General features: G+C 62.9%; 21 protein-coding genes. 15 read left to right on the top strand and 6 right to left on the bottom strand.

The window, feature by feature from the left end:
- Position 1 precedes the first annotated feature (1 nt).
- Positions 2-832 carry a 1-acyl-sn-glycerol-3-phosphate acyltransferase gene (locus NCS58_RS11370; RefSeq protein ID WP_250538473.1) on the top strand — a complete coding sequence of 277 codons (831 nt, stop codon included), beginning with the start codon at positions 2-4 and terminating at the stop codon, positions 830-832.
- Here the strand turns inward: NCS58_RS11370 and iscB are convergent.
- Together iscB and NCS58_RS11360 are read right to left on the bottom strand one after the other, a co-directional pair.
- Positions 820-2,196: an RNA-guided endonuclease IscB gene (gene iscB, locus NCS58_RS11365; RefSeq protein ID WP_311766349.1), complete on the bottom strand. Its 1,377-nt coding sequence runs from the start codon at positions 2,194-2,196 to the stop codon at positions 820-822. The two genes, NCS58_RS11370 and iscB, sit on opposite strands and share 13 nt — an antisense overlap.
- Before the next feature lie 254 nt (positions 2,197-2,450).
- Positions 2,451-3,350 (bottom strand): symmetrical bis(5'-nucleosyl)-tetraphosphatase, encoded by a 900-nt coding sequence (locus NCS58_RS11360; protein ID WP_061119333.1) that lies wholly within the window; start codon positions 3,348-3,350, stop codon positions 2,451-2,453.
- A gap of 351 nt (positions 3,351-3,701) precedes the next feature.
- Here NCS58_RS11360 and rfbB point away from each other — a divergent pair, with 351 nt between their 5' ends.
- Genes rfbB through rfbD form a run of 4 tightly spaced genes read left to right on the top strand, consistent with a single transcriptional unit; the run spans position 3,702 to position 7,090 of the window.
- Positions 3,702-4,763: a dTDP-glucose 4,6-dehydratase gene (gene rfbB, locus NCS58_RS11355; RefSeq protein ID WP_250538468.1), complete on the top strand. Its 1,062-nt coding sequence runs from the start codon at positions 3,702-3,704 to the stop codon at positions 4,761-4,763.
- A 10-nt stretch (positions 4,764-4,773) separates the two neighbouring features.
- A complete protein-coding gene (gene rfbA / locus NCS58_RS11350) occupies positions 4,774-5,667 on the top strand; it encodes a glucose-1-phosphate thymidylyltransferase RfbA (RefSeq protein ID WP_061119331.1) in 894 nt (297 codons plus the stop codon).
- Positions 5,652-6,203 (top strand): dTDP-4-dehydrorhamnose 3,5-epimerase, encoded by a 552-nt coding sequence (rfbC, locus tag NCS58_RS11345; protein ID WP_250538467.1) that lies wholly within the window; start codon positions 5,652-5,654, stop codon positions 6,201-6,203. The genes rfbA and rfbC overlap by 16 nt, the downstream gene beginning before the upstream one ends.
- Positions 6,200-7,090: a dTDP-4-dehydrorhamnose reductase gene (rfbD, locus tag NCS58_RS11340; RefSeq protein ID WP_061119329.1), complete on the top strand. Its 891-nt coding sequence runs from the start codon at positions 6,200-6,202 to the stop codon at positions 7,088-7,090. The genes rfbC and rfbD overlap by 4 nt, the downstream gene beginning before the upstream one ends.
- A gap of 36 nt (positions 7,091-7,126) precedes the next feature.
- On the opposite strand, the gene NCS58_RS11335 is transcribed toward rfbD, so the two are convergent.
- The gene (locus NCS58_RS11335; protein WP_250538466.1) at positions 7,127-8,026 is read right to left on the bottom strand and encodes a glycosyltransferase family 2 protein; all 900 of its coding nucleotides are present in this window, start codon (positions 8,024-8,026) and stop codon (positions 7,127-7,129) included.
- 105 nt (positions 8,027-8,131) lie between these two features.
- On the opposite strand from NCS58_RS11335, the gene NCS58_RS11330 reads away from it, so the two are divergent.
- The 5 genes from NCS58_RS11330 to NCS58_RS11310 all read left to right on the top strand — a co-directional run bounded on the left by NCS58_RS11330 (position 8,132) and on the right by NCS58_RS11310 (position 14,248).
- Positions 8,132-10,717 (top strand): glycosyltransferase, encoded by a 2,586-nt coding sequence (locus NCS58_RS11330; RefSeq protein WP_250538465.1) that lies wholly within the window; start codon positions 8,132-8,134, stop codon positions 10,715-10,717.
- Positions 10,705-11,679, top strand: a complete 975-nt coding sequence (locus NCS58_RS11325) for a glycosyltransferase (RefSeq protein ID WP_250538464.1) — start codon at positions 10,705-10,707, stop codon at positions 11,677-11,679. The genes NCS58_RS11330 and NCS58_RS11325 overlap by 13 nt, the downstream gene beginning before the upstream one ends.
- Positions 11,676-12,617 (top strand): glycosyltransferase family 2 protein, encoded by a 942-nt coding sequence (locus NCS58_RS11320; protein ID WP_061119326.1) that lies wholly within the window; start codon positions 11,676-11,678, stop codon positions 12,615-12,617. Before NCS58_RS11325 ends, NCS58_RS11320 begins: the two co-directional genes overlap by 4 nt.
- A gap of 106 nt (positions 12,618-12,723) precedes the next feature.
- Entirely contained in the window at positions 12,724-13,527 is an 804-nt protein-coding gene (locus NCS58_RS11315; protein WP_250538463.1) for an ABC transporter permease, read from the top strand.
- Between the two features lie 7 nt (positions 13,528-13,534).
- The gene (locus tag NCS58_RS11310) at positions 13,535-14,248 is read left to right on the top strand and encodes an ABC transporter ATP-binding protein (protein ID WP_250538462.1); all 714 of its coding nucleotides are present in this window, start codon (positions 13,535-13,537) and stop codon (positions 14,246-14,248) included.
- Positions 14,249-14,279: 31 nt separating this feature from the next.
- Here NCS58_RS11310 and NCS58_RS11305 read toward each other — a convergent pair whose 3' ends face one another.
- Entirely contained in the window at positions 14,280-15,509 is a 1,230-nt protein-coding gene (locus NCS58_RS11305) for a glycosyltransferase (RefSeq protein ID WP_250538461.1), read from the bottom strand.
- Complete coding sequence (locus tag NCS58_RS11300; protein ID WP_250538460.1) at positions 15,502-18,138, bottom strand: class I SAM-dependent methyltransferase; 2,637 nt, start codon at positions 18,136-18,138, stop codon at positions 15,502-15,504. Before NCS58_RS11300 ends, NCS58_RS11305 begins: the two co-directional genes overlap by 8 nt.
- 160 nt (positions 18,139-18,298) lie before the next feature.
- Between NCS58_RS11300 and NCS58_RS11295 the strand changes: the two genes are divergently transcribed.
- Positions 18,299-19,396: a class I SAM-dependent methyltransferase gene (locus NCS58_RS11295; RefSeq protein WP_250538459.1), complete on the top strand. Its 1,098-nt coding sequence runs from the start codon at positions 18,299-18,301 to the stop codon at positions 19,394-19,396.
- An 18-nt stretch (positions 19,397-19,414) separates the two neighbouring features.
- Here NCS58_RS11295 and NCS58_RS11290 read toward each other — a convergent pair whose 3' ends face one another.
- Complete coding sequence (locus NCS58_RS11290) at positions 19,415-21,892, bottom strand: methyltransferase domain-containing protein (protein WP_250538458.1); 2,478 nt, start codon at positions 21,890-21,892, stop codon at positions 19,415-19,417.
- Positions 21,893-22,078: 186 nt separating this feature from the next.
- On the opposite strand from NCS58_RS11290, the gene NCS58_RS11285 reads away from it, so the two are divergent.
- From NCS58_RS11285 to NCS58_RS11270, 4 genes are all read left to right on the top strand, one after another.
- On the top strand, positions 22,079-23,008 hold the full coding sequence (locus tag NCS58_RS11285) for an NAD-dependent epimerase/dehydratase family protein (protein ID WP_250538457.1): 930 nt from the start codon (positions 22,079-22,081) through the stop codon (positions 23,006-23,008).
- Positions 23,009-23,100: 92 nt separating this feature from the next.
- Positions 23,101-25,323, top strand: coding sequence for a glycosyltransferase family 4 protein (locus tag NCS58_RS11280; RefSeq protein WP_250538456.1), 2,223 nt, complete (start codon positions 23,101-23,103; stop codon positions 25,321-25,323).
- A gap of 3 nt (positions 25,324-25,326) precedes the next feature.
- Complete coding sequence (locus tag NCS58_RS11275; protein WP_250538455.1) at positions 25,327-26,106, top strand: glycosyltransferase; 780 nt, start codon at positions 25,327-25,329, stop codon at positions 26,104-26,106.
- 4 nt (positions 26,107-26,110) lie between these two features.
- Positions 26,111-26,341: GtrA family protein (locus NCS58_RS11270; protein WP_250538454.1), on the top strand; the 231-nt coding region annotated here is incomplete at its 3' end.

Here is a 26,341-nt window from a genome sequence, read left to right as displayed (position 1 = left end):
TATGCGCTTCGCGTTGCGCAAGCTGCGGCTCGCCGTCCACTTGCTGTACGGCATGTGGATCGTCGCGAGGCGCTTTCCGCGCGCGTCCGCGAGCGAGCGCGCCGAGATGAATCGCGTGTGGTCGCTCGAAATGTTGCGTCTTTCCGGGATGAAGCTCGTCGTGCATAACGACGAGGCGCGGCTCGATGCGGGCGTGCTCGTCGTCGGCAATCACGTTTCGTGGATCGACATCTATGTGATCAACGCATGGCGTCCGACGCCGTTCGTGTCGAAGGCGGAGATCCGCAAGTGGCCGGTAGTCGGCTGGCTCGCGCATCAACTGGGCACGGTGTTCGTGCAGCGCGAGAAGCGCAGTGACGCGAAGCGCATCATGCACGAGCTCGCCAACCGGCTGCTCGCGGGCGAAATGATGTGCGTGTTCCCGGAAGGCACGACGACCGATGGCCAGTCGCTGCTGCCGTTTCACGCGAACATGTTTCAGGCGGCGGTGTCGGCATCGTGTCCGGTTCAGCCGATCTGCCTGATGTACGAGGACGCGCGAGGACGGCAATCGACTGCGCCCGCGTATATCGGCGATATGTCGCTCAACGATTCGCTGAACGCGCTATTGCGCACGGGGGCGATCACCGCGCATCTGTACGTATGCGATCCGCTCGCACCGGGCGCGGACCGGCGGCTGCTGGCGAGCGAGGCGCAGGCGGCGGTGCAGGCTGCGCTGGATCGCATGTGTGGCGCGTCGGCTATTGTGACCGATGTCGCCCTTAGTGATCGCGCAGCTGAGCTTCGAACCACTTGCGCCGGAGACCAAGGGCTTCACGTTCACAAGGGATAGGGCGACGGGCCCTCACCGCGTCTGCGGGCGCCTGCGTGGGCCGGGCTTATCTGGGAGTCTGCGTAGCCGTCGCCACGTTGAACCAACCGGCAATGCCGATGCGCGACGCCCTGTACAACTTTCCCAGCTCTTTGAATGTTGAAGTAACCGGTAGCACGCATCGCCACTCTGCCGACGTATGTGCCAGCCTTCTTTCCAAAGGGTACATCGGCGCGCACGAGGTCGCCGGTCTGGAATCCGTGCACACGCTTTGCCCTTGTCAGATATCCGCCGCGCGGGAAGCCACAGCGGTCGAGCCCTGTCCTCTGGTAACTGCCGCGACCGGTGCAGCTGATAGACAGGATCGGTCTAATCCAGTTTGTTACGACAGATACTGCCCCGACACAAGCGGCGTCGAGCGCATGTGTTTTCGGTACACCGAACGCCAACCGATTGAATTTGGTACGTCCGCCTGAGGCAAGTTCCAAGAGTAGGCCGATCGTGTCCAGTGCGTTGGTCAGCGCCCCGCATGTGGCGTTCACTGCTGCAGCATCTTTCAGTGGACGCTTCGCTTGGGACAGGATCTTCGCCAATCGCGTTGGCCGCTTCGCTAGAAATGCTTCAGCAGACAGCGCCCCCTTTGCCCGGTTGCAAGGTTCGCAGGCCAGCGTCAGGTTCGACACTCGATCGGTGCCACCGCGGGCCCGAGCGACGATGTGATCTACTTGCAGCGGCGCACCACTTGCGTCGCAGTATGAGCAACGCCGGCCCCAGTTCTCCAAAAGGTATTCGCGTGTTTCGTAGCCTGCCAGCGTTCCCCGCTGATAGCCCACCCCAGTGACTTTAGGGTTTTCGAGCAGGTGCGTGTCGATGCGCACGAGCTCGCTGGAGAATGCGCTGATCGGTGCCCAGCGCATGATACGATGAACCCAGGCCTTTGTAGTATCAACCCTGTGCTGGAGCGAGGGGGCAAGCCAACCCATAGAGCGCGTGCGGTTCGAGAAGCGTGGTGCACGGTAGCGCAGCTTACCGCGTCGCCGGCAACGCATGGCCCGACTCGCCGTAAGCGCCTCACTGATTTGCCGGCCGCGTTGGGCCAGTTCGAATAGATTAAGTACGGCTGCGCCGCGGATGAGTTCGACGGACTCCTTGCTCGGCGTTACGATGTCGCGCACGAGCGCTAGACCGGGGGTCTTGCTACCGGGGTCGAACTTGAGGCGCAACGGTTGAAATTTGCTGCAATTGGCGTTACGGTGCGTGAGCCGAATAACGAACGTCACAACTCGATGCACGCGTGCGCGGTCCCGCGCGAGCAGCAATCTCGCGCGCTTTTCACTGCACGGCATCAACGCTCTGCCATTCCGATCGAGTACAAAAACAGCCAAGGCAGCCCCTATTCGATCACCGCCGAAGTCCGTTCGGCGCGGTTGGCCTTACGGGCCTAGTGACGCATACCTTCGGGTATGGCTCCCCTCGACCATGTTGTGCAGCAGGTGAAGCCTTCGCTTCCGTCGCAGCCCGTTTCGTACCTACCCGGGGCTTGTCTGCTGCTGCGACTTCCAGAGCGTCGAACTGAGGAAGCATTCGACGGTGGGTTTGCTGTCTCTGCACAACGTAGCGCTTACAGTGCTAGGTCTGGTCAATCCCGAGCTTTCGAGTGCTTCAAAAAGCTCCGGGCTTTGCCGGGGTGATTGACCGAGCAGCTCACCTGCGTGATTACGCGTTGGGCCGGATCAGCGGTCAGCAATACCGCCGATAGCTTGTTGCCCCACACGCAGCCCGAGTCAAGACACAGCACGTTTTCGCGGACCATCAGGCCGAGCGCGGCCCAATGGCCGAACACAATTGTTACGTCCTGCGTGCGTCGGTTCTGTACGTCAAACCACGGCACATAGCCGGGCGGCGCGGCATCGGGGCCGCCGTTGTTGGCGAATTCCATTGCGCCTTCGGGCGTGCAGAAGCGGATGCGCGACAACGCGTTGTAGATCACGCGCAGCCGATCAGCGCCCTTGAGCGAATCTTCCCATCGATGCGGCTCGTTGCCGTAAAGCGACGCGAGCGTCTCCTTCCAGTTCGGCGCACGCAACGCCTGTTCGAGCTCGTGCGCGAGCTCCATCGTCATCGTCGCGTCCCATTGCGGCAGCACGCCCGCGTGGACCATCAGCACATTGTTTTCGAAGTGCGCGACCGGCTTGTGACGCACCCACTCGATGAGATCGGCGGCGTCGGGCGCTTCGAGAATTTCATCGAGGGTGTCGCCTTTTTTCGGCTTGCGCAGACCCGCCGCGACTGAAAGCAAATTGAGATCGTGATTGCCGAGCACGACGGTTGCGCGCGAGCCGAGGGCGATCACTTCGCGTAGGGTTTGCAACGACTTGGGGCCACGATTGATCAGATCGCCGGCGAACCAGAGCGGCGTGCCGGGCTCGGGCGCGGCTTTCTTCAGGAGACGCTCGAAAGGGTCGCAGCAGCCCTGAAGATCGCCGAAGACGAGCGGGGCGGAGGCGAGGTCGAGACTGGAGGTGAGGGCGTCGGTCATCGGAGATTACGGGTTTTGAAGGAGCCGCGAGCCGGCTTAAGTGCGCGATCCGCGCATTATGAAACACGCCATGAGTATCTGCGGTCAGATAAGTAGGGACGCTGCCGCGTAATGACACTTTTTTGCAACGTGTGCAACCATAAATAGCTAGCTGTATCAAGTTGTTAGTCGTGTAGTTTTTGCATGGCGTGGCCTTATAATTAGCGGTTGACCGAAAGGCGACGAGAAACAGGTTTGGGTCAGTCATAGATTTCGACTTTTCACAAAAAAAGCGCCAGGCGGGCAAGTTTTCCTATACTCGAACGTGCGTTCGGGCTTACAAGCTGGCTGAAGTCAGCAAAGAGGGCTTATATGATTCTCGTGACGGGCGGCGCCGGTTTTATCGGCGCCAACTTTGTTCTAGATTGGCTCAACGCTTCGGAGGAACCCGTTCTCAACGTCGACAAGCTGACGTACGCGGGCAATTTGGGAACGCTCAAGTCGCTCAAGGACGACGACCGTCACGTGTTCGCGCGCGCGGACATTTGCGACCGCGCCGCGATCGATGCATTGCTGGCCAAGCACAAGCCGCGTGCGATCCTGCATTTCGCAGCCGAGAGCCATGTCGATCGTTCGATCCACGGACCGGCCGATTTCGTGCAGACCAACGTCGTCGGCACGTTCACGCTGCTCGAAGCCGCGCGGATGTACTGGAGCAAGGTGCCCGAAGAAGAGAAGCTTGTGTTCCGCTTCCTGCACGTGTCGACGGACGAAGTGTTCGGCTCGCTCTCCGCCACCGATCCGCAGTTCTCCGAAACCACGCCTTACGCGCCGAACAGCCCCTATTCGGCGACCAAGGCGGGCTCCGATCACTTGGTGCGCGCGTATCACCACACCTACGGCCTGCCGGTTCTAACTACGAATTGCTCGAACAACTACGGGCCGTACCAGTTCCCTGAAAAGCTGATTCCGCTAATGATCGCGAACGCGCTCGCGGGCAAGCCCTTGCCGGTCTACGGCGACGGCCAGAACGTGCGTGACTGGCTGTACGTGGGCGACCACTGCTCCGCCATCCGGGAAGTGCTCGCGCGCGGCACGCCGGGCGAGACGTACAACGTCGGCGGCTGGAACGAGAAGAAGAATCTCGAAGTCGTGCACACGCTGTGCGACTTGCTCGATGAGGCAAAGCCGAAATCGAGCGGTTCGTATCGCGATCAGATCACTTATGTGAAGGACCGTCCGGGCCACGACCGCCGCTATGCGATCGACGCGCGCAAGCTGGAGCGCGAGCTCGGCTGGAAGCCTGCGGAAACGTTCGAGACCGGTCTCGCCAAGACGGTCCAGTGGTATCTGGACAATCAAGCGTGGGCCGATGAAGTCGCTTCCGGCGAGTACCGGAAGTGGGTCGAGACGAACTACGCGCAGCGCGCGTGAGGGGCTGACGATGGCGCGCAAAGGCATCATTCTCGCCGGTGGCTCCGGCACGCGGCTTTATCCGATCACTCACGCGGTGTCGAAGCAGCTTCTGCCTGTCTACGACAAGCCGATGATCTACTATCCGCTTTCGACGCTGATGATCGCGGGCATTCGCGACGTGCTCGTCATCTCGACGCCGCAGGACACACCGCGGTTCGAGTCGATGCTCGGCGACGGCAACCAGTGGGGCATGAACATTCAGTACGCGGTGCAGCCGTCGCCCGACGGGCTCGCGCAGGCGTTCATCATCGGCAAGGAATTTGTCGGTAATGATCCGTCCGCGTTGATTCTCGGTGACAACATTTTTTACGGTCACGATCTCGCCAAGCAACTGGAGGGCGCCAGCGCCCGAACGGACGGCGCGACGGTGTTTGCCTATCACGTGCATGATCCCGAGCGTTACGGCGTGGTCGAGTTCGACCAGCAGTTCCGCGCATTGTCGATCGAAGAGAAGCCCGCGCAGCCGCGTTCAAATTACGCGGTGACGGGCCTGTATTTCTACGACAACCGCGTGTGCGACATCGCCGCGGACATCAAGCCGTCGGCACGCGGCGAACTCGAAATCACCGATGTCAACTCGCGCTATCTCGAACAGAAGATGCTCGATGTCGAGATCATGGGGCGCGGCTATGCGTGGCTCGACACCGGCACGCACGATTCGCTGATCGAAGCGGCGACGTTTATCGCGACATTGCAGAAGCGGCAAGGACTCGTAGTGGCGTGTCCGGAGGAAATTGCGTATCGCAAGAGCTGGATAGGCGAGGAACAGTTGCTCGCGCTGGCGAAGCCGCTCTCGAAGAACGCCTACGGTCAATATCTGCTCAATCTTCCCAAGGACCAAGTCGCATGGCCATCCAAGTAATCGCTACGGGGCTGCCCGAAGTCAAGATCATCGAGCCGAAGGTGTTTGGCGATGCGCGCGGGTTCTTTTACGAGAGCTTCAACGCGCGCGAATTCGCGGAGCAAGTCGAGGCGGGCGTCGAATTCGTGCAGGACAATCATTCGCGTTCGGCGAAGGGGGTGCTGCGCGGGCTGCATTACCAGATTCAGCATGCGCAGGGCAAGCTCGTGCGCGTCGTGGAGGGCGAAGTGTTCGATGTCGCCGTCGATATCCGCAAGAGCTCGCCGAACTTCGGCAAGTGGGTGGGCGTGACGCTGTCGGCGGAAAATAATCGCCAGCTGTGGATTCCGCCGGGTTTTGCGCATGGTTTCGTCGTGTTGTCGGATGCGGCGCAGTTTCTGTATAAGACGACGGATTACTGGTTTCCCGAGTTCGAACGCAGCATCGTGTGGAATGACAAGGAGATCGGGATCGAATGGCCGATCGATTTCGAGCCGATGCTTGCGGCGAAGGATGCGGCAGGCAAGCATCTCGCGGACGCGGAGACGTTTGCATGAGCGCCGCGCCGCAGAAAACGGTTCTGGTCACCGGCGTGAATGGCCAGGTGGGCTTCGAGCTGGCGCGCACGCTTCAGGGGCTCGGGCGGATCGTCGCGCTCGAGCGCAAGCAGTTCGATCTGTCCGATCTCGATCAGATCCGCGCGGTGATTCGCGATGTGAAACCCGCGCTGATCGTGAATCCTGCGGCTTACACGGCGGTCGATCAGGCCGAGCAGGACAGCGCCGCGGCCATGCGTGTGAACGGGGAGGCGCCCGGGGTCATCGCCGAAGAGGCACGCAAGCTGAACGCTGCGTTCGTGCATTTCTCGACCGACTACGTGTTCGACGGCACGAAGGCCGAAGCCTATGTCGAGACCGACGCCACGAATCCACAGAATGTGTACGGCGCGAGCAAGCTCGCCGGCGAAGCGGCCATCGCTCAGGTGGGCGGCGCGGCGCTCGTGCTGCGCACGAGCTGGGTCTACGGGCTGCGTGGCAAGAACTTCCTGCTGACGATGCTCCGTCTCGCAGCCGACAAGCCGGCGCTGCGCATCGTCGGCGACCAGCATGGCGCGCCTACGTGGAGCAAGACAATCGCGACGCTCGTCGCGCACATCACCGCTCAGGGCGTCGTTGGCGGCCAGGACTGGTGGAAGTCGAGAGCGGGCGTCTATCATCTCTGCGCGGGCGGATCGACGTCGTGGGCCGGTTTCGCGCAGGCCATCTTCGATCTGGCTGCACTGGAGAAGAAGCCGGTCGTCGAATCGATTCCCGCGAGCGAGTACCCGACGCCGGCGAAGCGGCCCGCCAACTCGCGCATGTCGTGCGACAAGCTCGCGCAAACATTCGGCTTGCAGGTTCCGCAATGGGATGAAGCGTTGCGGCTGTGTCTCACCGAGCGTTGACGACCGCAGTCCGTGGGCGCGGCGTGTATCGCCGCGTTAATGCTGGTACTTGCCCGTCTTGCCGCGCAAGCCGTCGCGAATGCCTCGCATCATCATGACGAAGTCTTCCCGGCGGCGTTTCGACATCGTGCTGAAGATCACGAATTTGATGCCGAGCCGCGTCATTTCGCTGACCTTCCACGCGAGCGAAATATAGGGGCGGCGGCACAGCAGCACGGCGTTCCGATAGTAGTAATAGCGGCGCAGCGGTTTGTGGACGGCGAGGCGAAAGCCCGCCACATCGAGCGCTTCCTCGCCTATGCGGTGTTCCATGCGGACATCGAATGCGCCGTAGCTCTGGAAGCCCGCCGCCTGGGCGCGCAACCCCCATTCAATATCGACGTAATCGATGAACAGCGACTCGTCCATGTTGCCGATTTTTTTGAGCGCGGCGAGCGAGAGCAGCGATCCCGATGAAATCAGGTAATCGGCGGTGGTCCAGGTGCCGTTGCCCGGATCGCGCTTGCGGCGCGGAATGCCGAATCTGAACTCGATGAACGGCAGAAAGATGCCGCGATTGTGCTCGAAGAAATACGGGCCGATCTGCGCAACGGGACCGCGCCGGGATAGTTGGTCGTGATGCTGTTCGAGCGCTTCGATCATCCGTTCCGAAGGCGCGCTGTCCTGGTCGAAGATGGCGCAAAACTCGAGCCCCGGCTCGGCCTCGGCGGCGATCAGCCCGCGATTGAGCGCGGCCGCGATGCCCTCGTTGTCCGCCATGCGGATCACACGACAATCGACTGGCGCAAGGATGTCTTGCCAATGCGCAAAATTGGACGACGCGTTATCGACGATAAAGACGGTGCGTACCTGCGCGGAAAGCGACTGAATCAGCCGCGCCAGCGTTTCGGCCTCGGGCTCGTATGTGACAATGACAGCGGCGGTGCGGCGAGACAAGTGACGAAGCCCGAGTGGATAATTCGGCACAAGGGTAATCGAACAAGCTGTCGCCGGTCAATTGAAAGGGATTAGAGCACCGAGAGAGTGATCACTGGGATATTCATGACAAACCGTAAATACCGGGTTCTGTTACTCGACACCAAGTTTCGCAACCCCAATCACTATATTTGCATTGCGCTGCGCGAGGCGCTCGCGCGTTCCGGCGACGTTGAACTCGTCATCAAGGCCGATGCCATCGATGCCATCGAACTCGCCTATCGCAACCGGTGCGACCTCTTCATTGCATTCGACGGCGAGGAGCTCGACACGACCTTGTGCAGGCGACTCGCGCATGAATGCGGTCGCTCGATCCTGTGGGTGACGGAAGATCCCTACGAAATCTCGATCAACAAGCGCAACGCTGAGATCTTCGATTTGGTCTTCACCAACGATTCATCGAGCGTCGCCGAATACGGTTCGAAGGGACGCCACCTGCCGCTTGCGGGCGCCGTCGAGTTTCACAGCATTCCAGTGCTTCCCACCGACAAGCCGTTGCGTTACGACCTCTTTTTCGCAGGCACCGCATGGCCCAACCGCACGGCGTTCGTTCGATCGATACTCGGCGACATGCCTGCCGACTGGCGCTTCAAGCTCGCACTGCCGGTGAACGAGCATCTGCCTCCGCGTAACGTCGATCTGCCCGAAAGCCTGATTACATGGCGCACTTCGCCGCCCGATTTCGGACGCTTCGTGAACCGCTCGGCCATCACGATCTTGCTGCCGCGTGTCTTCTCCGCGTCGGGAAACCGCGAATTCGCCGAAACGCCGCCGCCGCGTCTCTTCGAAGCGGCGCTCGCGGGCGGCGTCCAGCTCGTGCAGGAGTCGCTTGCCGAGGTTGCGCTCGCGTTCGAGCCGGGGCGCGAGATCGTTCTGTTCTCGGACGCAAGGGATTTCATCCGCAAGGCATCCGACGTCATCGACGACCGCGCGTATCGTAACGAGATCGCGACGGCCGCGCGTGAGCGTGCGTTGCGCGATCACACCTACGACCAACGCGTGGCGACGATGCTCGGCGAAGCCGCCAATCTTCCGCCGAAACCGCTCGCGAGCGATGTTGCGATTCCGCGCGACCCCGCGAAGCCCGCACGCAAGACGCTTCTCTTCGTGAGCCATAACTACGTGGCGCGCGGCGATTTCGGCGGCGTCGAGATTTATCTGGATCGGCTGCGCGCGAAGCTCGGCGACGAATTCGACATCCTGTTCTATGTGCGCGGAGGCGCAGGCGAGCATTGGGACGCGCTTCTGCTCGACCAGGAGTACTCGCTGCTCAAGCGTTACACGTTCAAAGAGCCGTACGCCGTGCAGATGTTGTCATCGCCCGAGCGGGAGAAGGCGTTCCACGCGATGCTGATCGAGCGCAAGGTGGACTTCGTTCATTTCCAGCATTTCATCGGCCACCCGCCGTCGCTGGTGCATGTGGCCCGATCGCTCGGCATTCCGACCGCGATGACGGTTCACGACTATCTGCCCGTGTGCAACGAATATCAATTGATCTCGTTCAAGGGCGAATTCTGCGGCGCGCCGGATGTGTCGCTCGCGCAATGCGATCTCTGTCTCTGGAAGAAGCGTCAGATCCTGCCGGGCTCCCAGGCGGCGCGCCGGGATTTCTGGAACGGCGTGCTCGCGGCGTCGGACCTTATCTTTTTCAATACAGCCGGCGTACGCAATCTGGTCGGCGGGATTTACCCTGCCGTGCGCCAGCATCTGGGCGTGCGGGTGCTGCCGGTGCCAATCCTCGACGACGAACCCGTCCTCGCGCCCAAGCCGCAATGCGCCAACGCGCAAGAAGCGACACGGCCGGCCGGACCATTGAAGGTGGCGCTCCTTGGCAACGTGACGGTCGGCAAGGGCGGCGACTTGTTCGCACCCGCCGCGGCGGCATTGGCGAATGCCGCCGTGGAGTTCCATGTGTTCGGGCGCATCGACGATGGCTACGCATACCTGAACGACAAGGCGATGTTTCCGAACGTGTTCGTCCACGGCACCTACGTCGCGGACCAGCTTCCTCCGGCACTGCTCGAGTGCGACGTATCGGTGCATGTGTCCATCTGGCCCGAGACGTATTGCCTTACGCTCTCGGAGGCCTGGCAGAACGGTATCGTGCCGGTCGTGTCCGACATCGGCGCGCTCGGCGAACGGGTGAAGAATCAGGTCAATGGCATTAAGATTCGCGTCGGCGCGGAAGGCGATCTCATCAATGCGATCCGCTTGCTCGCCGAAGATCGCGCGCTGCTTGCCCGGCTCAAGGCGCATATCGCGGCGCGTCAGCGTGAGGAACTCTACCCGACGCTCACGCCGCACGTCGCCGCGCTCAAGAGCGAATACCGGCAGCACCTGCGCGACCTGCCGCACGCCAGCCAGCCGTCCGCGGAACTTCGCGCGGTGGGCATCGCGGAGCTCGGCATCGTGCTGCAGTCGACGTCGTGGTTTCAGAACGGCGCTGCACCGTGCCTGCCCGCGATGCAGGGCACGCCATCCTCCGTGTCGCCCCTGCAGTCGATGGCCGCTGCCGTCGTGCCCGCCCAGTTCATGAACGAACTGCGGCGCACGAAACTGCGCAACGTCCAGGCGTATTACGCGGCGCACGGCTTCAAGAGAACGGCCCAGCTACTGGCAAAACATGCGAAAAGGATTTTATGGACTCGCTAGAACGTGTGCTGGTATGCAGCGCATCGCCCGATTCGATCAACAACAATGCGCAGTTGCGCGGGTATGTCGCCGAAGGATTTCGCGCGATTCTCGGTGACGCGGCAGTGCGCGTGACCTCGCTCGAAGCCGCCGAATACTGCGCCGAGGAATTCGCGCCGCAGTTGGTTCTCGTATTCGGATCGTGTATGCCTGCCGTGAGCGTCTATCACGGGCTGAAGAATTATTCGCTTCGCACCGGTGCGTGCCTGGCGTTCTGGCTGCATGACGATCCTTACGAATTCGACTTCAACTACAAGATTCTGCCGATCGCCGATGTGATTTTCTCGAACGATCGCTGGGCGGTTACGCACTATCAGCATCCGCGCGTGCATCACGTACCGCTCGGCGCCAGCAGGGCGGAGCACTATCGCGCGCCACGGCCGTCGAAGGATCGCGAAGTCTTCTTTTGCGGCGTCGGCTTTCCGAACCGCGTGGGCGTGCTGCGCGACTGCGCGCCGGTTCTCGGCGATCTGAAGGTCGAAATACTCGGGGCCGAATGGCCCGATACGCTGAAGTTCGCGCGCAACGAGCGAATCGATAACCGCTTGCTGCCCGATTACTATGCGAGTTCGCTCGTGACGCTCAACTTCGGACGCCGTTTCGATCTCGCCAACGCGCGCTTCAACCTCGACGCGCCCACGCCAGGACCGCGCACCTTCGAAGCGGCGATGGCGGGCACGGTGCAATGCATGTTCGTCGAAGGACTAGAAATCTACGATTACTTCGATCCCGATGCGGGCGAAATCCTGCTCTTCGATACACCGGCCGAGTTGCGCCGGCATGTGGAGATGCTCCGAGACGATCCCGCGAAAGCCGCGGCCATTGCCGGCGCAGCGCAGGCGCGGGCGATCGCGGATCACACCTACGCGAGCCGGGCGCAGCGCATCCTGTCGCTCATCGGCAGTTACGCGGCGAGCGCATGAACGGAACGGACGCGATGCGCGCCGGGCCGTGTCCGGATGGAAAGGCGGGCTCGCACCGCATCGTTGCCGTCGTGGTCACGCTGAATCCGGACGCCGCCGTTTTCGACGCCCTGCTGACGGCGACGCGGGCGCAGGTGGAGCGCATCGTCGTGGTCGACAACGGATCGCGCGAGGAATCGGCGCGCGAGGTCGCGCGGCTTTGCGGCACGCGGGCGGAGCTGCACGGGCTGCACAAGAACCTGGGCGTCGCGGCGGCGCAGAATCGTGGGATCGAATGGGCGAGGGCAACTGGCGCGACCCATGTCCTGCTGCTCGATCACGATAGCGTGCCCGATCCTGACATGGTCGCCGCGCTGCGCGTCGCGGCGGAGGAACTCGCCGCGCGTGCTGTCGCGCTCGGGGCGGTGGGGCCCGTCATCATCGACAGGCAGACGCAGACCGCGGCCCCGTTGCCGCAGATCGTCGATGGCGCCGTTCGATTCGTACAGGCGCCGCCCTCGCAGCCCACCGAATGCGAATATCTGATTGCTTCGGGCTCGCTGATACCGATGGCGGTATTCGATTCGGTCGGCCCGATGGATGAAACGTACTTCGTCGATCAGGTCGACATCGAATGGTGCCTGCGCGCGCAGCGATCGGGCTTTGCCATGTACTGCGCGCCGCGCGCGCGCCTCAATCACATGATCGGCGATGAAGTGGTGTCTTTCTGGCTGCTCAGGCGACGCGAGCTTGCGGTGCACAGCCCGCTTCGCGACTACTACTATTTCCGCAATTCCGTCCGGCTGATTCGCTCCGCGGACGTGCCGACGCCCTGGCGGCGTTTCTGGATACGCCGGCTCGTGCGGCTGTTCGTGCTGCAAAGCCTGTTCGTCGCGCCACGGCTGGCGAGGGCGCGAGCCATGCTGAAGGGAGTTACCGAAGGATTTCTTCGGACCTGAAACCCGCGTCGTTGCGAAGGCGGTGTCAGACGAAATCGTGACCCACGCGGTGCTTTCGCGAAAACGCATTCAGATACAATAGTGAGCTAAATTTTTGCAAGCAGGTATGAACACAACCTCACTCGACCGCTTCAAAGGTCTGCGCGATCTCTGGGCCGCGCTTGCCAATCCGCATCTTTGGGCGCTGCTCGCCTGGTACGACATCCGGCAGCGGTATCGCCGCTCCATTCTCGGCCCGTTCTGGGTCACGCTTTCCACGGGCATCATGATCGGCACGATGGGCGTGTTGTGGTCAGTGCTCTTCAAGAACGACGTCAAGTCGTTCCTGCCGTTCTTCGCGATCGGCAACGTGGTGTGGACTTTCTACGCCGCGCAGATCAACGAAGCGTGCACCGGCTTTACGCAGTTCGAATCCACGATCAAGCAGATCCGTTTCCCGATGGGTGTCTATCTGCTGCGCATTCTCATGCGCAACCTGATCATCCTCGGGCACAACTGCGTGATCATCGTGATCGTCATCGGCCTGCTGGGCCCGAGTCTGACGTGGCATGCGTGGCTGGCATTGCCGGGCCTGCTGCTCGGCACCATCGCGATGCTCGCCATTTCGATGGTCGTGAGCGTCTTCTGCACGCGCTTTCGCGACATGCCGATGATCATTCAAAACGCGACGATGGTGCTCTTCTACGTCACGCCCATCATCTGGCGTCCCGAGGCGCTCGGTGAGAAGCATCAATGGGTGGCGCAGTACAACCCATTCGCGCATCTCATCGAGATCGTGCGGGCGCCGATCATCAACGGATATTTCCCGCTGGATTCGTGGATCTGGTCGCTGGCGACCACTCTTGTACTTCTCGTGATCGGCATCGCGCTGCAAGGGCGTTTCCGTGACCGGATCGCATACTGGCTGTGAGCTTTCGATGAGTGATTCATACATTCGCGCGCAGAACGTCGTCGTCGAATTCCCGATCTACAACGCGTCGCACCGTTCGCTGCGCAAGTCGCTGATGCGTGCGACCACCGGCGGTCGCGTCGCCGCGGACGCCGCCAAGCGCGTGACCGTGCGCGCGCTCGACGACGTGTCGTTCGAATTCAGGCCGGGCGATCGCATCGGGCTCGTGGGGCACAACGGCGCGGGCAAGACCACGATGCTGCGCGTGCTGGCGGGCGTGTATCCGCCGGTCGGCGGTTCGCTGGAAGTGCGCGGGCGGATCGTGTCGCTGATCGATCTTTCCCTCGGCATGGATCACGAGGCGACGGGCTACGAGAACATTTTCCTGCGCGGCATCATGATGGGCATCAAGCCCAGCGAAATCGAACGCAAGCTCGATGAAATCGCCGAATTCAGCGAGCTGGGCGAGGATTTCCTCAACATGCCCGTGCGCACGTATTCGAGCGGCATGCTGCTGCGCTTGGCCTTCGCGGTGTCCACGTCGATTCATGCCGATATCGTGCTGATGGACGAATGGCTGTCCGTCGGCGATGCCGCGTTCAACGAGAAGGCGGCCGAGCGTCTCGACAAGGTCGTGGAGAATTCGTCGATTCTCGTGCTGGCTTCGCACTCGCCGACTCTCGTCGAGAAGATGTGCAATCGCGTGCTGACTTTCCAGCACGGACGCATCGAAGAACGCTGATTCCCTCGTCGGGCCGTCATGCCCGATTCAATCACGCCAGCGCGACGCGGCCTGCCTGATGCGCGGGCCGCGCATCCGCCGTCTCGCCGAACAGTGCGCGCTGAATCGCCCCCGTCTGCCGGTCCCATCCGTAGACGTTTCGCGCGTGCTCGTAAGCGGCGACGGCCATTTCGGCGTACTGCCGCCGGTCATCGAGCAGTTCGATCGCGCGCTCCAGCTTCGCGTGCCATTCATGCGACCGCGAGAGCAGTCCGGTCACGCCGTCCGTGATGGCGTTACGGAACGCGTAGGTCGGGCTCGCGATCGTCACCGTGCCGGTGATGGCCGCTTCGAAGAACTTCAGCTCCGACTTGCAGTTCGTGAACAGGTTGTCCAACAGCGGACCGATATTCAGCTCGGTACGCGCGATGAGCCGTTGCAGGTTCATGTAATCCTGCAGCGGATAGCGGTCGATCCGGTGCTTGTAGGGCTTCAGAACCTCGGCGGATTCCAGCGCGCCGACGATCAGCACTCTGAGGCGGCTGTCGTCGCGAAGCAGCCGCGCGAGCGCCGGCGCTGCAATCTCGAAGTCACGCCGATGCGTCGGCGTGCCGCTGAAGTAACCGATATGAAACGGTTGCGACGACTCGAAACCGCGCTCGCGCTTTTGCTCGAACATCCGCTCGGACACGCTCTGCTGCTCGCGATTGAGGAAGTTCGGCACCGTCGAGATATCCAGCGACGGTGCGAATGCGCGGATGCGCTCGCCGAGGAACGCGTTCGTCACGATCGCGCCGTCGCACATCTTGAGCAACGTTCCCTGGCGGGCGATGGACGCGAACCAGCCGTTCAGCGCCGCTTCGTTGTTCGCATCCTGATCGAGCGAACTGAGGATGAGATGGACGTAGTCGGTGTCGAAGACGAGATCGTCGACGTCGAAGAGCACGCGCACGCCGCGCCGCCGCGCCCGGTCGATCAGTTCGCCGACGCTCGGCGAATAATGCGTGCGGCAGAACACGAGCGTATCGACACGGTCGACGATGCGCGCCATATGCGGCATGTCTTCGCGAAAGAACCACGACGCGCAAACGCCGGAATCGACGTCGGCTTCGAGCGCCTGCGCCATGTTGAAGACGCGGTATCGGAACGTCGTGCTGTCGGGGTTCTCGTAGAAGTAGGCGACGCGCCGCGGGCGCTTCATCAGCGCTTCGTAGCGCCGCTCGAAATTCAGGTCCCAGGGATGCGCGTAATGCAGCGGATTCTCGAACACCGAATTAAACATTGCGTGATGCTCCCGTTTCGAGACTTGCCAATGCCGACGAGAACACCGTGTCCCAGTTCGTCGAACGTGCCGCAGCCTCGGGCGCGCGCCCGCGCTGGGCGGCATCGCGAATCGCCGCTTTCAGGCTCGCGACGGTCGGGTCGACGCAGAGCAGATTCGGCGCATAGCGTTCGAGCGATGTCTTGAGGCCGTAGCGATTTGACACGACCTGAATGCCGGCGCGGGCGAGATCGAGCGTCACGTAGCCGGGATGCGGCGATTCGACGAGGCACAGCGCGACGTCGGCGGTTTGGATGGCGTACGCCTCGGTGAAGGACGCGGCTTCGTGAAGGCGCGGATAGACGGAACCGGGCAGCGCCAGCGGTGTCAGGCCCGCGCCGAAGAAATGCACGTCCCACTCCTGCGGATTCAGAATGCCGTCTTCGAGGCACGCGCCGATCGCTTCGAGGCCGCGCCAGTAGAGATGACGCGGCTGGTCGGGCCGTGCGTGGAACGCGAACTGGCGTTTGCCGCCCGCCACGCGCGGCGCGTCCTTGGCGTTTCCGGACGCCGCGACGGGCTCGAACCACGGCGTGTCGTCCTGGACGATGCCGCTCGCCGCAAGGTGCGCGTGCAGCGTCTGCGAATCGACGACGAGGCGCAATCCCGGCGTCGAGATCGTTTCGGCGCAGCGCAGTTGTTCTTCGCCGCACGCGTAGAGCGCGCGTTCGTCCTCCTGAACTAGATGAACGATCCGGCGGGGTTCGATGACCTGAATCGCGGCGTGCACGTTCCACCAGTTCGTCGCGATGAAGATGTCATCCGCGCCGACCGCGACTGCCGGGCCATCCTTCACCGCCGAGAACACGAAGTCGATGTTGCCGTCCCACGCGATTTCGTGATGCCTGAACAGCGTATCGACGTTGCCGGCGTCGACGGCTTTCAGGCGCGTTATGACGCGAAGGCCCGCGCCCAGACGTTTCGCGAGCGTGACGGCGAGCGCGAGGCCGGCGCGCGAATCGGTGGCGAGCGGGCCGCCGTCGACGCTGTCGAGGATGAGCGTGACATGCTGCGCCTGTCCCGCGACATGGAAAATGCGGAGCGGCGCAATGGGCGCGAATCGTTGCGTCAGGAGCGAGTGAAGCTCGGGACCGGCCGGTTCGGGCTTCCAGCCGGGCGCGGGCGCCGGGAAGGCGGGCTCGACCGGTTCGATCGCTGGCTGGGCCGTCTTGCCATCGAGCGCGCGCATGGCGCGGCCTTCGGCGCGGCCGAACTTTTCGAAATGAACGAGCGGATTGATGCCGTGAGCCGCGACGTCCGGGTTTTGCTTGAGATACCACTGCGCATCGAAGAGCGGACTCGGGTCGTGCTGCTCGACGGTGCCGGCGCTCGCGTAGTGATGCGCCGCGCTTTTCCCCGACGCGCCCGCGTCCGGATAGTGCTGGACGTACCATTCGGCGTCAAAGAGCGGCGAGTTCGCGATGATCCGCGCGTTTTCTTCCAGACGTGCGCGTCCACCGAGGCCGAGGGGCAGTTGCTTGGCGATACGCGCGCCGCGCGCGCGCAGCGAAGCGCCGACGTTACGGCGTCCCTTGGGCGCCTGAGCGAGCACCGAGCGCAGCGGACGAGTGGCACGCCAGATGGTGCTGGATTCGATGCCGCGCAAGGCTTCTTCCGCTTCGGATGCGCGCGTTTGCGCATCGTCGAGGACGTGAGTCATCTGCGCTTCGAGGTCGGCGCGCGCGTCTTCCACCGCGAGGAGGCGCGCTCGCGCCCGGCGCAGGTCTTGTTCGAGGGCGAGGCGTTGCTGGGTTTCGTGTTGCAGACGCGCGCGCATCTGGTCGGCGTCGCCCGCATCGCCGTCCTCGTGCGGCGCTTGTGCAAGCCGTGCCGTCTGCGCCCGTTCGCGCCGCTCGCTTTCCCATCGTTCGCCGAGCATCGCGAAACGGTTGCGCGTCCGCGCGACGTCGCGCGCATCCAGTTCGCAAAGATGCCGTATCGCTTCCGGCGGAAGGGCGCCGACGGCAAGCACGCCCAGCCCGTGTCCGTGAAGGAATTCGAACGACGGATAGCGGGGGCTCAACTCCTGCCACAGCCGTCCCGCGCCGAGGTTCTCGCGTTTTTCGTTGGTGTTGTAGAACAGGACAACGGCGCGGTCGCTAAGCTTTGGAAGCCAGTGCTCGAAATCGCGCCGAGCGGCGTCATATGGAGACAGACGGTCGATATGCAGCAAATCGACGGAGGCATCCGCGAAGTGTTGCGCCGCTTCGCCGGACGTCACGCGCAGCAGGGTGGAGAAAGCGCGGAAGTGCCGGTCGTTGTAGGCGAGCAGATCGGCGTAGAGCGCCTCGCCATGCCGGTCGCTGGCCCATGCGCCGACGGCGTGGCAACGCGTCGCGAGCTTGCTTCGCTCGACGGCGGAGCAGAACGCGGCATACGAGACGCCGCCGAGCGTACCCAGTTCGACGACGGAGCGCGGTTCGGTCGATGCAATCAGCCAATAGGCGAAGGGAATGTGCTCGCACCAGGCGCTCGAAGCATCGATTCTTTCGGCGCGCCAGAAAATCGGATCGAGCGAAGGATCGCAGAGGCTGCCGATTCCGTGAAAGCTGACGTCGGAGTGCAATGGCGTATTCGATAGATTCTGCATTCGGCTTGCGATCGGTTCGCGTCGATGATCTGAAGGTCCGAGTATACCTAGCGCGAGAAGCGCCGCATTTGCGTCGTCGTGTCAGGCGCGCGAGCCTCGCGAGCGTTTCTTTCGGAGCGGCGGCATGTGTAGAATCGAAAGGATCCTTGCGGAGGGCGCGATGGACCGAAGAGATTCGATTCTGAAATATGTCACGAAGGAAGAGCGGGGCATCGAGATCGGGCCGTGGTTCAATCCTCTGGCGCCCAAGCGCGAAGGCTGGCAATGCCTCGTGCTCGACGTTTTCGATGCCGCCACGCTGAAACGGCGCGCACTCGACGATCCCAACGTGCCCGACGGCGCGGCCGTCAATATCGAGGACGTGGATCTCGTCGGTTCGTCCACGAGCATCGGCGACCTAGTGGCCGGCGCGGGCAAGGCGGGCGCAATCGACTACATCGTGTCTTCCCACAATTTCGAACATCTGCCCGATCCAATTCGCTTCCTGCAAGGTTGCGCGGGCGTGCTGAAACCGGGCGGCATGCTTTCGATGGCGATTCCGGATCGGCGCGCATGCTTCGACTATTTCAGGCCGGTGACGCGTCTGTCGGAGTGGCTCCAGGCGTACATCGATCGAAGGGAAAGACCGTCGCCCGCGCAGAACTTCGATTCGTGCGAACTCTTCGCGCATGTGGACGATGAAAACGGTTCGTCCTACGCGTTCTTTCGCGACGGAGCGCCCGATCGCGTGAGCGCGTTTCTCGACCTGGAGCAGGTCTATGCGGCATGGAAGACGCGTCACGCGAGTGACGACATCGCGTACCACGACGCGCACTGTTCGGTGTTCACGCCTGCGTCCTTCGAAATGCTGATCCGCGACGTTGCATATCTCGGACTGGCGTCGTTCGAAGTGCTCGAAGTATTCGATGCCGGTTGCGAGTTCCACGCGCATCTTCGTTGCACGGACGCGACCGACGCGCTGCGGCCGGCCGGTTATCAAACGATGCGCAACGCACTGCTGCGCAGGATTCACGACGAAGCCGCGGAGACTTCGCGGCAATTTCAGGCGCTGCGCGCCGAGTGCGAGGCGTGGCGCGCGAAGTACGGAACGCCGGACGCTTCGAACGCGCGGGATGCCGAACTGGCGCGAGCGAGCGCGTGCGTCCGGCAACTGGAAGACGCCCTCGAGGGGCTGCGAAGTTCGACTAGCTGGCGAGCGACCGCGCCGATCAGGCGCGGCGTGACGATGCTGAGGGCGCTGACCGGGATTCGCAGATAAGCGGCCCGGCCGTGCAGGTCATTCGTAGCGCCTGCCCAGCTTGCGCGCCACGCGCACCGGCAGGCTCGCTTCCAGCCGCTGCCTGCGACGCTGCGATTCCTGCAAATGCACCTGCGTTTCCTGCAATTGCGCCTGCGATTCGTGCAAATGCGCCTGCGTTTCCTGCAATTGTGCCTCGAGCCGCTGAGTGGATTCGATCAGTTCGCGCTGCTGCTGCGCCAGGTCCCGCTTCTCGTGCTCGCGTTCGGCAAGCTGCGTTTCCAGTTCCTGCGTGCGGCTCTGAAAGTGCCGCCATTGGCCTTCGAGCCAGTCCTTGCCTTCGAGCACTTGCCTCAGGTACGCCTGCTTCTCCTCGTTTTCGCTGACGCTCGCGTGCCACGCGGAGCTCAACCACGCCTTGCCCCTTTCGAGATTGCCGATGTACATCGCGATATCGTCGGCGGATTGGCGCTGGAAGATCGCGGGCCGCGTCGTCAATTCGGACGCGTAAGCCGAAGCGGTGGCGAGCCGCCCCGCGAGCGTCACGACCGCGCCGATCTCGCGCAGCTCGAACTTGGGCGGCGCCGACGGATACGGCATGCTCAGATGCTCGCCCACGGTGGCCAGAATGCCCCGATAGCCGCGCTGCCAGATCGCGCGCGCGCCTTCGATGTCTCCGTCGGCGGCATGCAGCGTGCCTTGCAGAAGCGCCGATTCCGCGCACTTGGTCAGAAGCGTCGGGCTGTACTGCGCAGCCGGGCCATCGATGACCTGCTGAAGAAAGCGCTCGGCGTTTGCGCGGTTACCGTCCGTCAGTTCCATCAGCGCGCGCACGAAGCGCAGCGATACATGCCAGCGCAGCGCGTTGGGGTTTGCGGGCTCGCTCGCGAGATACGCGTCGATGGCTTCGACGAGCGCGGAACGGACGATGCCCACGTCGCGCTCGCGCGCCATATAGGCCAGGATGCAGAGCGCCGCGCCCCGGTCCGCGCTGAACGGCGAGGCGTGTTCGAGCGTACCGAGCGCCCACTTCTCGCGAAGATGAGCCTTTTCGGTACGAAGGCCGATCGATACCACCGCGCGCACCAGCCAGGGATTCTCGTAGTCGCGGTCGAATGCGAGCGCATGCCCGCTCGCCTCGCGCTCGCCGTCGCTGAATATGCGTTCCTCGTATGGGACGCTTGCGCCGTTCAACGGCGATTTGCAGGCGACGGCCAGCAGCCACTCCGCTTCGACGGGCAGGTTCTCCGGCGCCGGTTCGATCTCGGCCAGTGAGCGCGGACGCACCAGCCATTCACAATTGCCGCCGGGCTTTTTGACGCGGTCGGCGGTCTGGCTGAATATCGCCTCGACTTCGAATTCGCCGCTCAGTTGCGTGACGAACTTCTTGCGATCGTAGACGTGCAGATGGAAGGGATTCGGGTCCTCGCCGGTTTCGTCGCTCCAGTCATGCGGAACGCTCGCGACGAGACGCCCGCCGGGCGTGAGAATCCGGTGAAACTCGCGCAACAAGGCTTCGGGTGCTTCGACGTGCTCGAGCGTTTCGAAACTGAGCACCGTATCGACGCTGTTGCTCGGAATGTTCGCAAGACAGTCGGGCAAGAATCCTTCGATGTACGAGAGCTTGTCGGGAATCCCGAAATTGGCCGTCGCGTAGTCGACACCGTAGGCACTCCCGTCGATTCCCGTCACCGGGCCGCATTGCGTCGACTTCTGAATCACGTACGAGCCGTAGCCGAGACCGCACGCGGCGTCGAGCACCACATCGCCGGGACGGACGTAACGCGATGCGAAATGATATCGGCCGACATGCGCGTCCGAACGGCTGCCATGCTCGCGCAGCATGTCCATGTGGAGGTCGCGCTCCTCGCGCAGTGCGCTGAGTGGATATTGCCGGTTTGCCGCCTCCGGAATCTTTTCGAGTGGTATCACGATCTCGGCGCCGTCCTGATTGAGGGACTCGTACGCGTTGACGTCATAGAACAACGGATGCTTGCGCAAGCCGGCTTCGAAGCACTTGCCTTCCCAGAAGGCGCGGCCTTGCGCAATGCGGCGCCACGGGCCCGGTGCGGCGTCACCCGTTGCGATCCGCAGGATCAGGAAACGCTTGCTGACTCGCGCCAGCTCGGAAAGGGCGCGGGGAATGTCGGTCTCGTCAAGAAATTCGAGCGAGCGCTCGGCGACGACGGTGTCGAAAGCGCTGTCGGCGAAGGGCAGATGCAGCAGATTGCCTTGCGAAAACCGCCCCGGATGCCGGGACTGGGCCTCGGCCAGCGCGCCTTGCGAGACGTCGACGCCGCGCGCGTTGATGCCCGCGCTGGTCAGCTCGCGCACGAGATCGCCCGCGCCGCAGCCTGCATCGAGCACCGACCCTAGCCCGCATATATTGACAATCAGATCGGCGAGGTCCGACGCGCCTGTGGACGGCGACGGGCGGCTATCGTGCTGCATCCAGAGGCGGTTTGATTCTGTCTCGTAGTCGCTGAAGGCGACGTGGTCGATCTGTGCTTGTTGCATGAAAAATTTTTCGTCTGATTGATCGGAATATAGTCGGGAGTTAGTCCGAACCGCGCGTCACCACTCGACACCCGGATGTCCCGCCACGTCGGCGCCTCGGGTCTCACATGGTAAATTATTGCGTTATCCGCAACTTACTACAGAACGCCGGTCATCTCATATTAGTGACAGACGTTCGAGACGACCTTGACAAGCAATCGAACCTATCTGGTAACGGGCGCCTCCGGATTCGTAGGCCGCGCGCTCATTTCCCGTCTTCTCGCCGACGGGCATCGGGTGCGTGCGGTCGTTCGCGGGCAGCCCACGCGTGATTGGGAGCTGACCTGTGATCTCGCAGCGCCCGTATCCGCATGGGAGAAGGCCATCGATGGTTGCGACGGCGTGTTCCATCTCGCCTGGTCGACCGTGCCGGGAACGGCCAATTCGGCGCCGCTGGACGATCTGAATACCAACGTGGTCGGCACGGTGCGCATGCTCGAGGCATTGCGCGGTTTTTCTTCGGTGCCCCTTGTTTTCGCGTCTTCGGGCGGCACGGTGTACGGCGTCCCTCGCGAAGTGCCGATCCAGGAAAGCCATCCGCTCAGGCCGATGGGCGTGTACGGTGCGGCGAAGGCTTGCGCGGAGCAATACCTGATGGCGTATCGGCGCCAATGGAACGTCGATGCCCGCGTGCTGCGGCTTAGCAATCCATACGGTCCTGGCCAGAATGTGGAAGGTCAGCTCGGCGCGGCCACGGTGTTCGCATGGCGCGCGGTGACGGGCGCGCCGATCAATATCTGGGGCAACGGATCGATCGTTCGGGACTTCGTGTATATCGGCGACACGGTGGAGGCGTTCATCGCCATGATGAACGCGTCGCGGTCGGTCTGGACGGAAACCGAGCCGGTCGTCAACATCGGTTCGGGGCATGGCGTCTCCATCATCGAAATCATTCGTGTCATTGAAGAACTGATGGACACGAAGCTCGACGTCACCTATCACCCGTCCCGCACGTTCGATCTCCCGATCAACGTGCTCGATGTGTCGCTCGCCAAACGGCTTCTCGACTGGTCGCCTTCCACCCGATTCAGCGACGGCATGACGAGAATGCTGGACAACCTCAAGGCACGCGTTTGAACACGCGGTGCTCATGCCCGTGAACATCCCGGCCGGTGGAACAGCCAGCTCGCGCGCGCGGCCAGTCCGTTGACCCTTTAGAGAAGAAAATCATGCTTTCCGACATGCTGCGACAGCTGGCTCGTTCCGCGAGCTGGACCTTGGTGCCCTCCGCGATATGGGACAAGTTCGCCGGCAACGACATAGAACTGCTGCGCTCGTCGCATCTTTTCGACGCCGATTTCTATCGCGCGACTTATCCCGACATCGGGCCGCAGATCGATCCGGTCAAGCACTATCTGCGTTTCGGGCCGGACGAAGGCCGTCAGCCTAGCGCGCTCTTCGATGCCGTCGCTTATCTGCGGGACAACCCGGACGTCGCGCGGGCGCGCGTCAACCCGCTCGTGCACTATCTGCGTTTCGGCCAGGCCGAAGGGCGCGTCGCGCAGCCGCACGTTTCTCCTTCGCTCGACATGGCGACCATGCCGCCCGCCCCGCCGCAGCCGATCCCGCCGCAGCCGATTCCGCCGGCCGGGCCGCAACGCGCCGACGACATCCGCGAGGCCATCGAGCAAGCCGGCGTGTTCGACGCGGAGTTCTATCGCCGGACTTATCCGGACATCGACGCGGCCGGGGTCGACCCGCTCGCGCATTTCATCGAACATGGCGAGCGCGAAGGCCGGCGTCCGAACCGGCTGTTCGACGCGCGCTACTACGCGAACGCCTACCCGGAGGTGCAGCAAAGCGGGCTCAGCCCGCTGCTCCACTACGCGACGATCGGCAAGGCCGCGAATCGCTACGGCAGCCTGCATCAGCTGATCGAGGAATCCGGCCTGTTCGATCCGGAGTTCTATCGACGCACCTATCCAGATATCGCGGCCGCGAACATCGATCCGCTCGATCACTTCGTCGAGCACGGCGGCCGCGAAGGGCGGCGCCCGCATGCGCATTTCGATCCGCGCTGGTATGCCACGGCTTATCCCGATGTCCGGGACAGCGGGCTGTCGCCGCTCGTGCACTATTTGACGATCGGCAAGCCGGAAGGGCGCAGCTACCGCTTCGATCCGCGCATCATGGATTCGGTCGACCGGATGATCGCGGAGGCAGGCTCGCTCGAATCGACCATCCTGCTTGAACCCGCATTCGCCGAGCCGTCGCTGCTGAGCTTCAATCTGGGCGGGCAGGACTGGGTGGGCATTCACGCGTGGCAGGATCTCTTCGACACGCTCGATCGCCCTTACGATCACATCGTGTTCGTGCCGTGGCTCGTGAGAGGCGGCGCGGACCTGGCTGCGGCCAACGCGGCGCGGGCGGTCATCGAGGCGCACGGAATCGATTCCACGCTCGTCGTGCTGACGGACCATGAGCGCACCGATGCCATCGACTGGCTCCCGCACGGAACGCACTTGCGCGTGTTCTCGAACTTCGGCCCGACGCTCTCGCGCGCGGATCGCTCGCTGATGGTCGAAGCGCTCATCCTGGCTGTGCAGCCGAAGTCGATCCTCAACGTCAACAGCGGCGCATGCTGGGACGCGATCGTGCGCAGAGGCGGCGCGCTCGGCCGCGCCACTGACATTTACGCCTGTCTCTTCTGTCGCGACTACACGCCCGACGGCCGCGCCGCCGGCTATTCGGACACGCATTTTCGCGACGCGCTTCCGTATCTCAAGAAGCTGTACTTCGACAACGAAGGTTTCTTGAACGAAATGATGCTCGACGCGGGCGTGCCGCCTTCGCTGCAGGCGAAGATGGTCACCGTGTATCAGCCGATGATGTCTTCCGGCGCGCCGCTTCATGCTGGCGGTCCGCGCGAGCGCAACGCGGTGATCTGGGCGGGGCGCTTCTGTACGCAGAAGAACGTGGCCTTGCTGATCGACATCGTCGCGCGCGCGCCGGAGTTCCGCTTCGACGTGTACGGCTACGGCGACGACCAATACGCGCGCATGCTGCAGGCGGCCGCCGCCAGGCACGGCAATTTGCGTCTGATGGGGCCGTTCACGTCGACGATGGCGCTGCCGCTGAACGATTACACGGCTTTGCTGTTCACGTCGTTGTGGGAGGGGCTTCCGCTCACGCTCGTCGATGTCGCGTCGAGCGGCATTCCGATCGTGGCGTCCGCAGTTGGGGGCATTCCCGAACTCGTCACCCAGGACACGGGATGGCTGATTCCTTCCTATCGCGAGGTTCAGCCTTATGTCGATGCGCTGAAGCAGATCCAGACCGAGCCCGAACTGGCCAAACGGAAGGGCGCGCGCATGCGCGAGCGCGTTCTCAGCAATCATACGTGGAAGCGCTTCACCAGCATGCTGGCTGTTCCACCGTCATTCATCGAGTAGAACATGGCTTCTTTTGATATCACCGCCGTCATTAATGGACATGGCGAAGGGCTGCTGGCTCACGCGTCGCTGCGCAGCCTGGTGCGTAGCGCGGACGCGGCGCGCGAACGCGGGCACTCGGTCGAGTTGCTCGCCGTGCTGGATCGTCCGAGTCCGCTCACGCGCGAAGTCTTCGAGCATTTCGCACGCACCTGTCCCGAGCTTCGTATCGAAGTCGTGCAGCACGGCGATCTCGGCTATGCGCGCAACTCGGCCATCACGTTGGCCAACGGCGAATACGTGGCGTTCCTCGACGCGGACGACATCTGGGGCGAAAGCTGGCTCACGCTCGCGCTCGAGGCCGCGCGCGCGGATTCCCGCAACATCGCGTGGCATCCGGAAGTCAACGTCTATTTCGGCGTGGCGCCGCACCTGTTCCTGCACATGGACATGGAAGACCCGCGATTCCGCGTGGCAACGCTCGCGCATACCAACGCCTGGACCTCGCTATGCTTTTCGTCCGTGGCGTTTCTGCGCCAGGTGCCCTACGCGGGGACGCATCTGAAGGACCACATCGGTTACGAGGACTGGAGCTTCAACGTCGATGTGATTCGGCAGGGCGGCATTCACAAGATCGTGCCGGGCACGGCGCACGCGATCCGCACGCGCCACACGTCGCTCGTCAAGGCGACGTCGGCGGCCGGGTGCATTCCGCGTCCATCGGGCTTTCTGCGCGACGTGCTGCGGCAGCGTGCGAAGGCTGCGGACGCCAGACGCTCGAACGAGGCGCTCGCGTCGGACTGAGCGCATGCAACTCGCGCTGCTCTACACCTTCTTCGCCGCCATCGCCACCGCCGCCAACATCGGCGCGCAGGACCTCACGACACGCCTCTACACCGGCCCGTTCCACATCTTGCTGTCGGTGTTCATCGGCACGGGCGTCGGGCTCGTCGTGAAGTACCTGCTCGACAAGAAATGGATCTTCCGCTTCAAGGCGGAGAACGCGCGCCATGACGCGACCATGTTCACGCTCTACGTG

Origin of the sequence: Caballeronia sp. INML3B, assembly GCF_023631305.1 — a bacterium.
Taxonomy (GTDB): Bacteria; Pseudomonadota; Gammaproteobacteria; order Burkholderiales; family Burkholderiaceae; genus Caballeronia; species Caballeronia turbans.
This window is presented reverse-complemented; position numbering and strand designations above follow the sequence as displayed.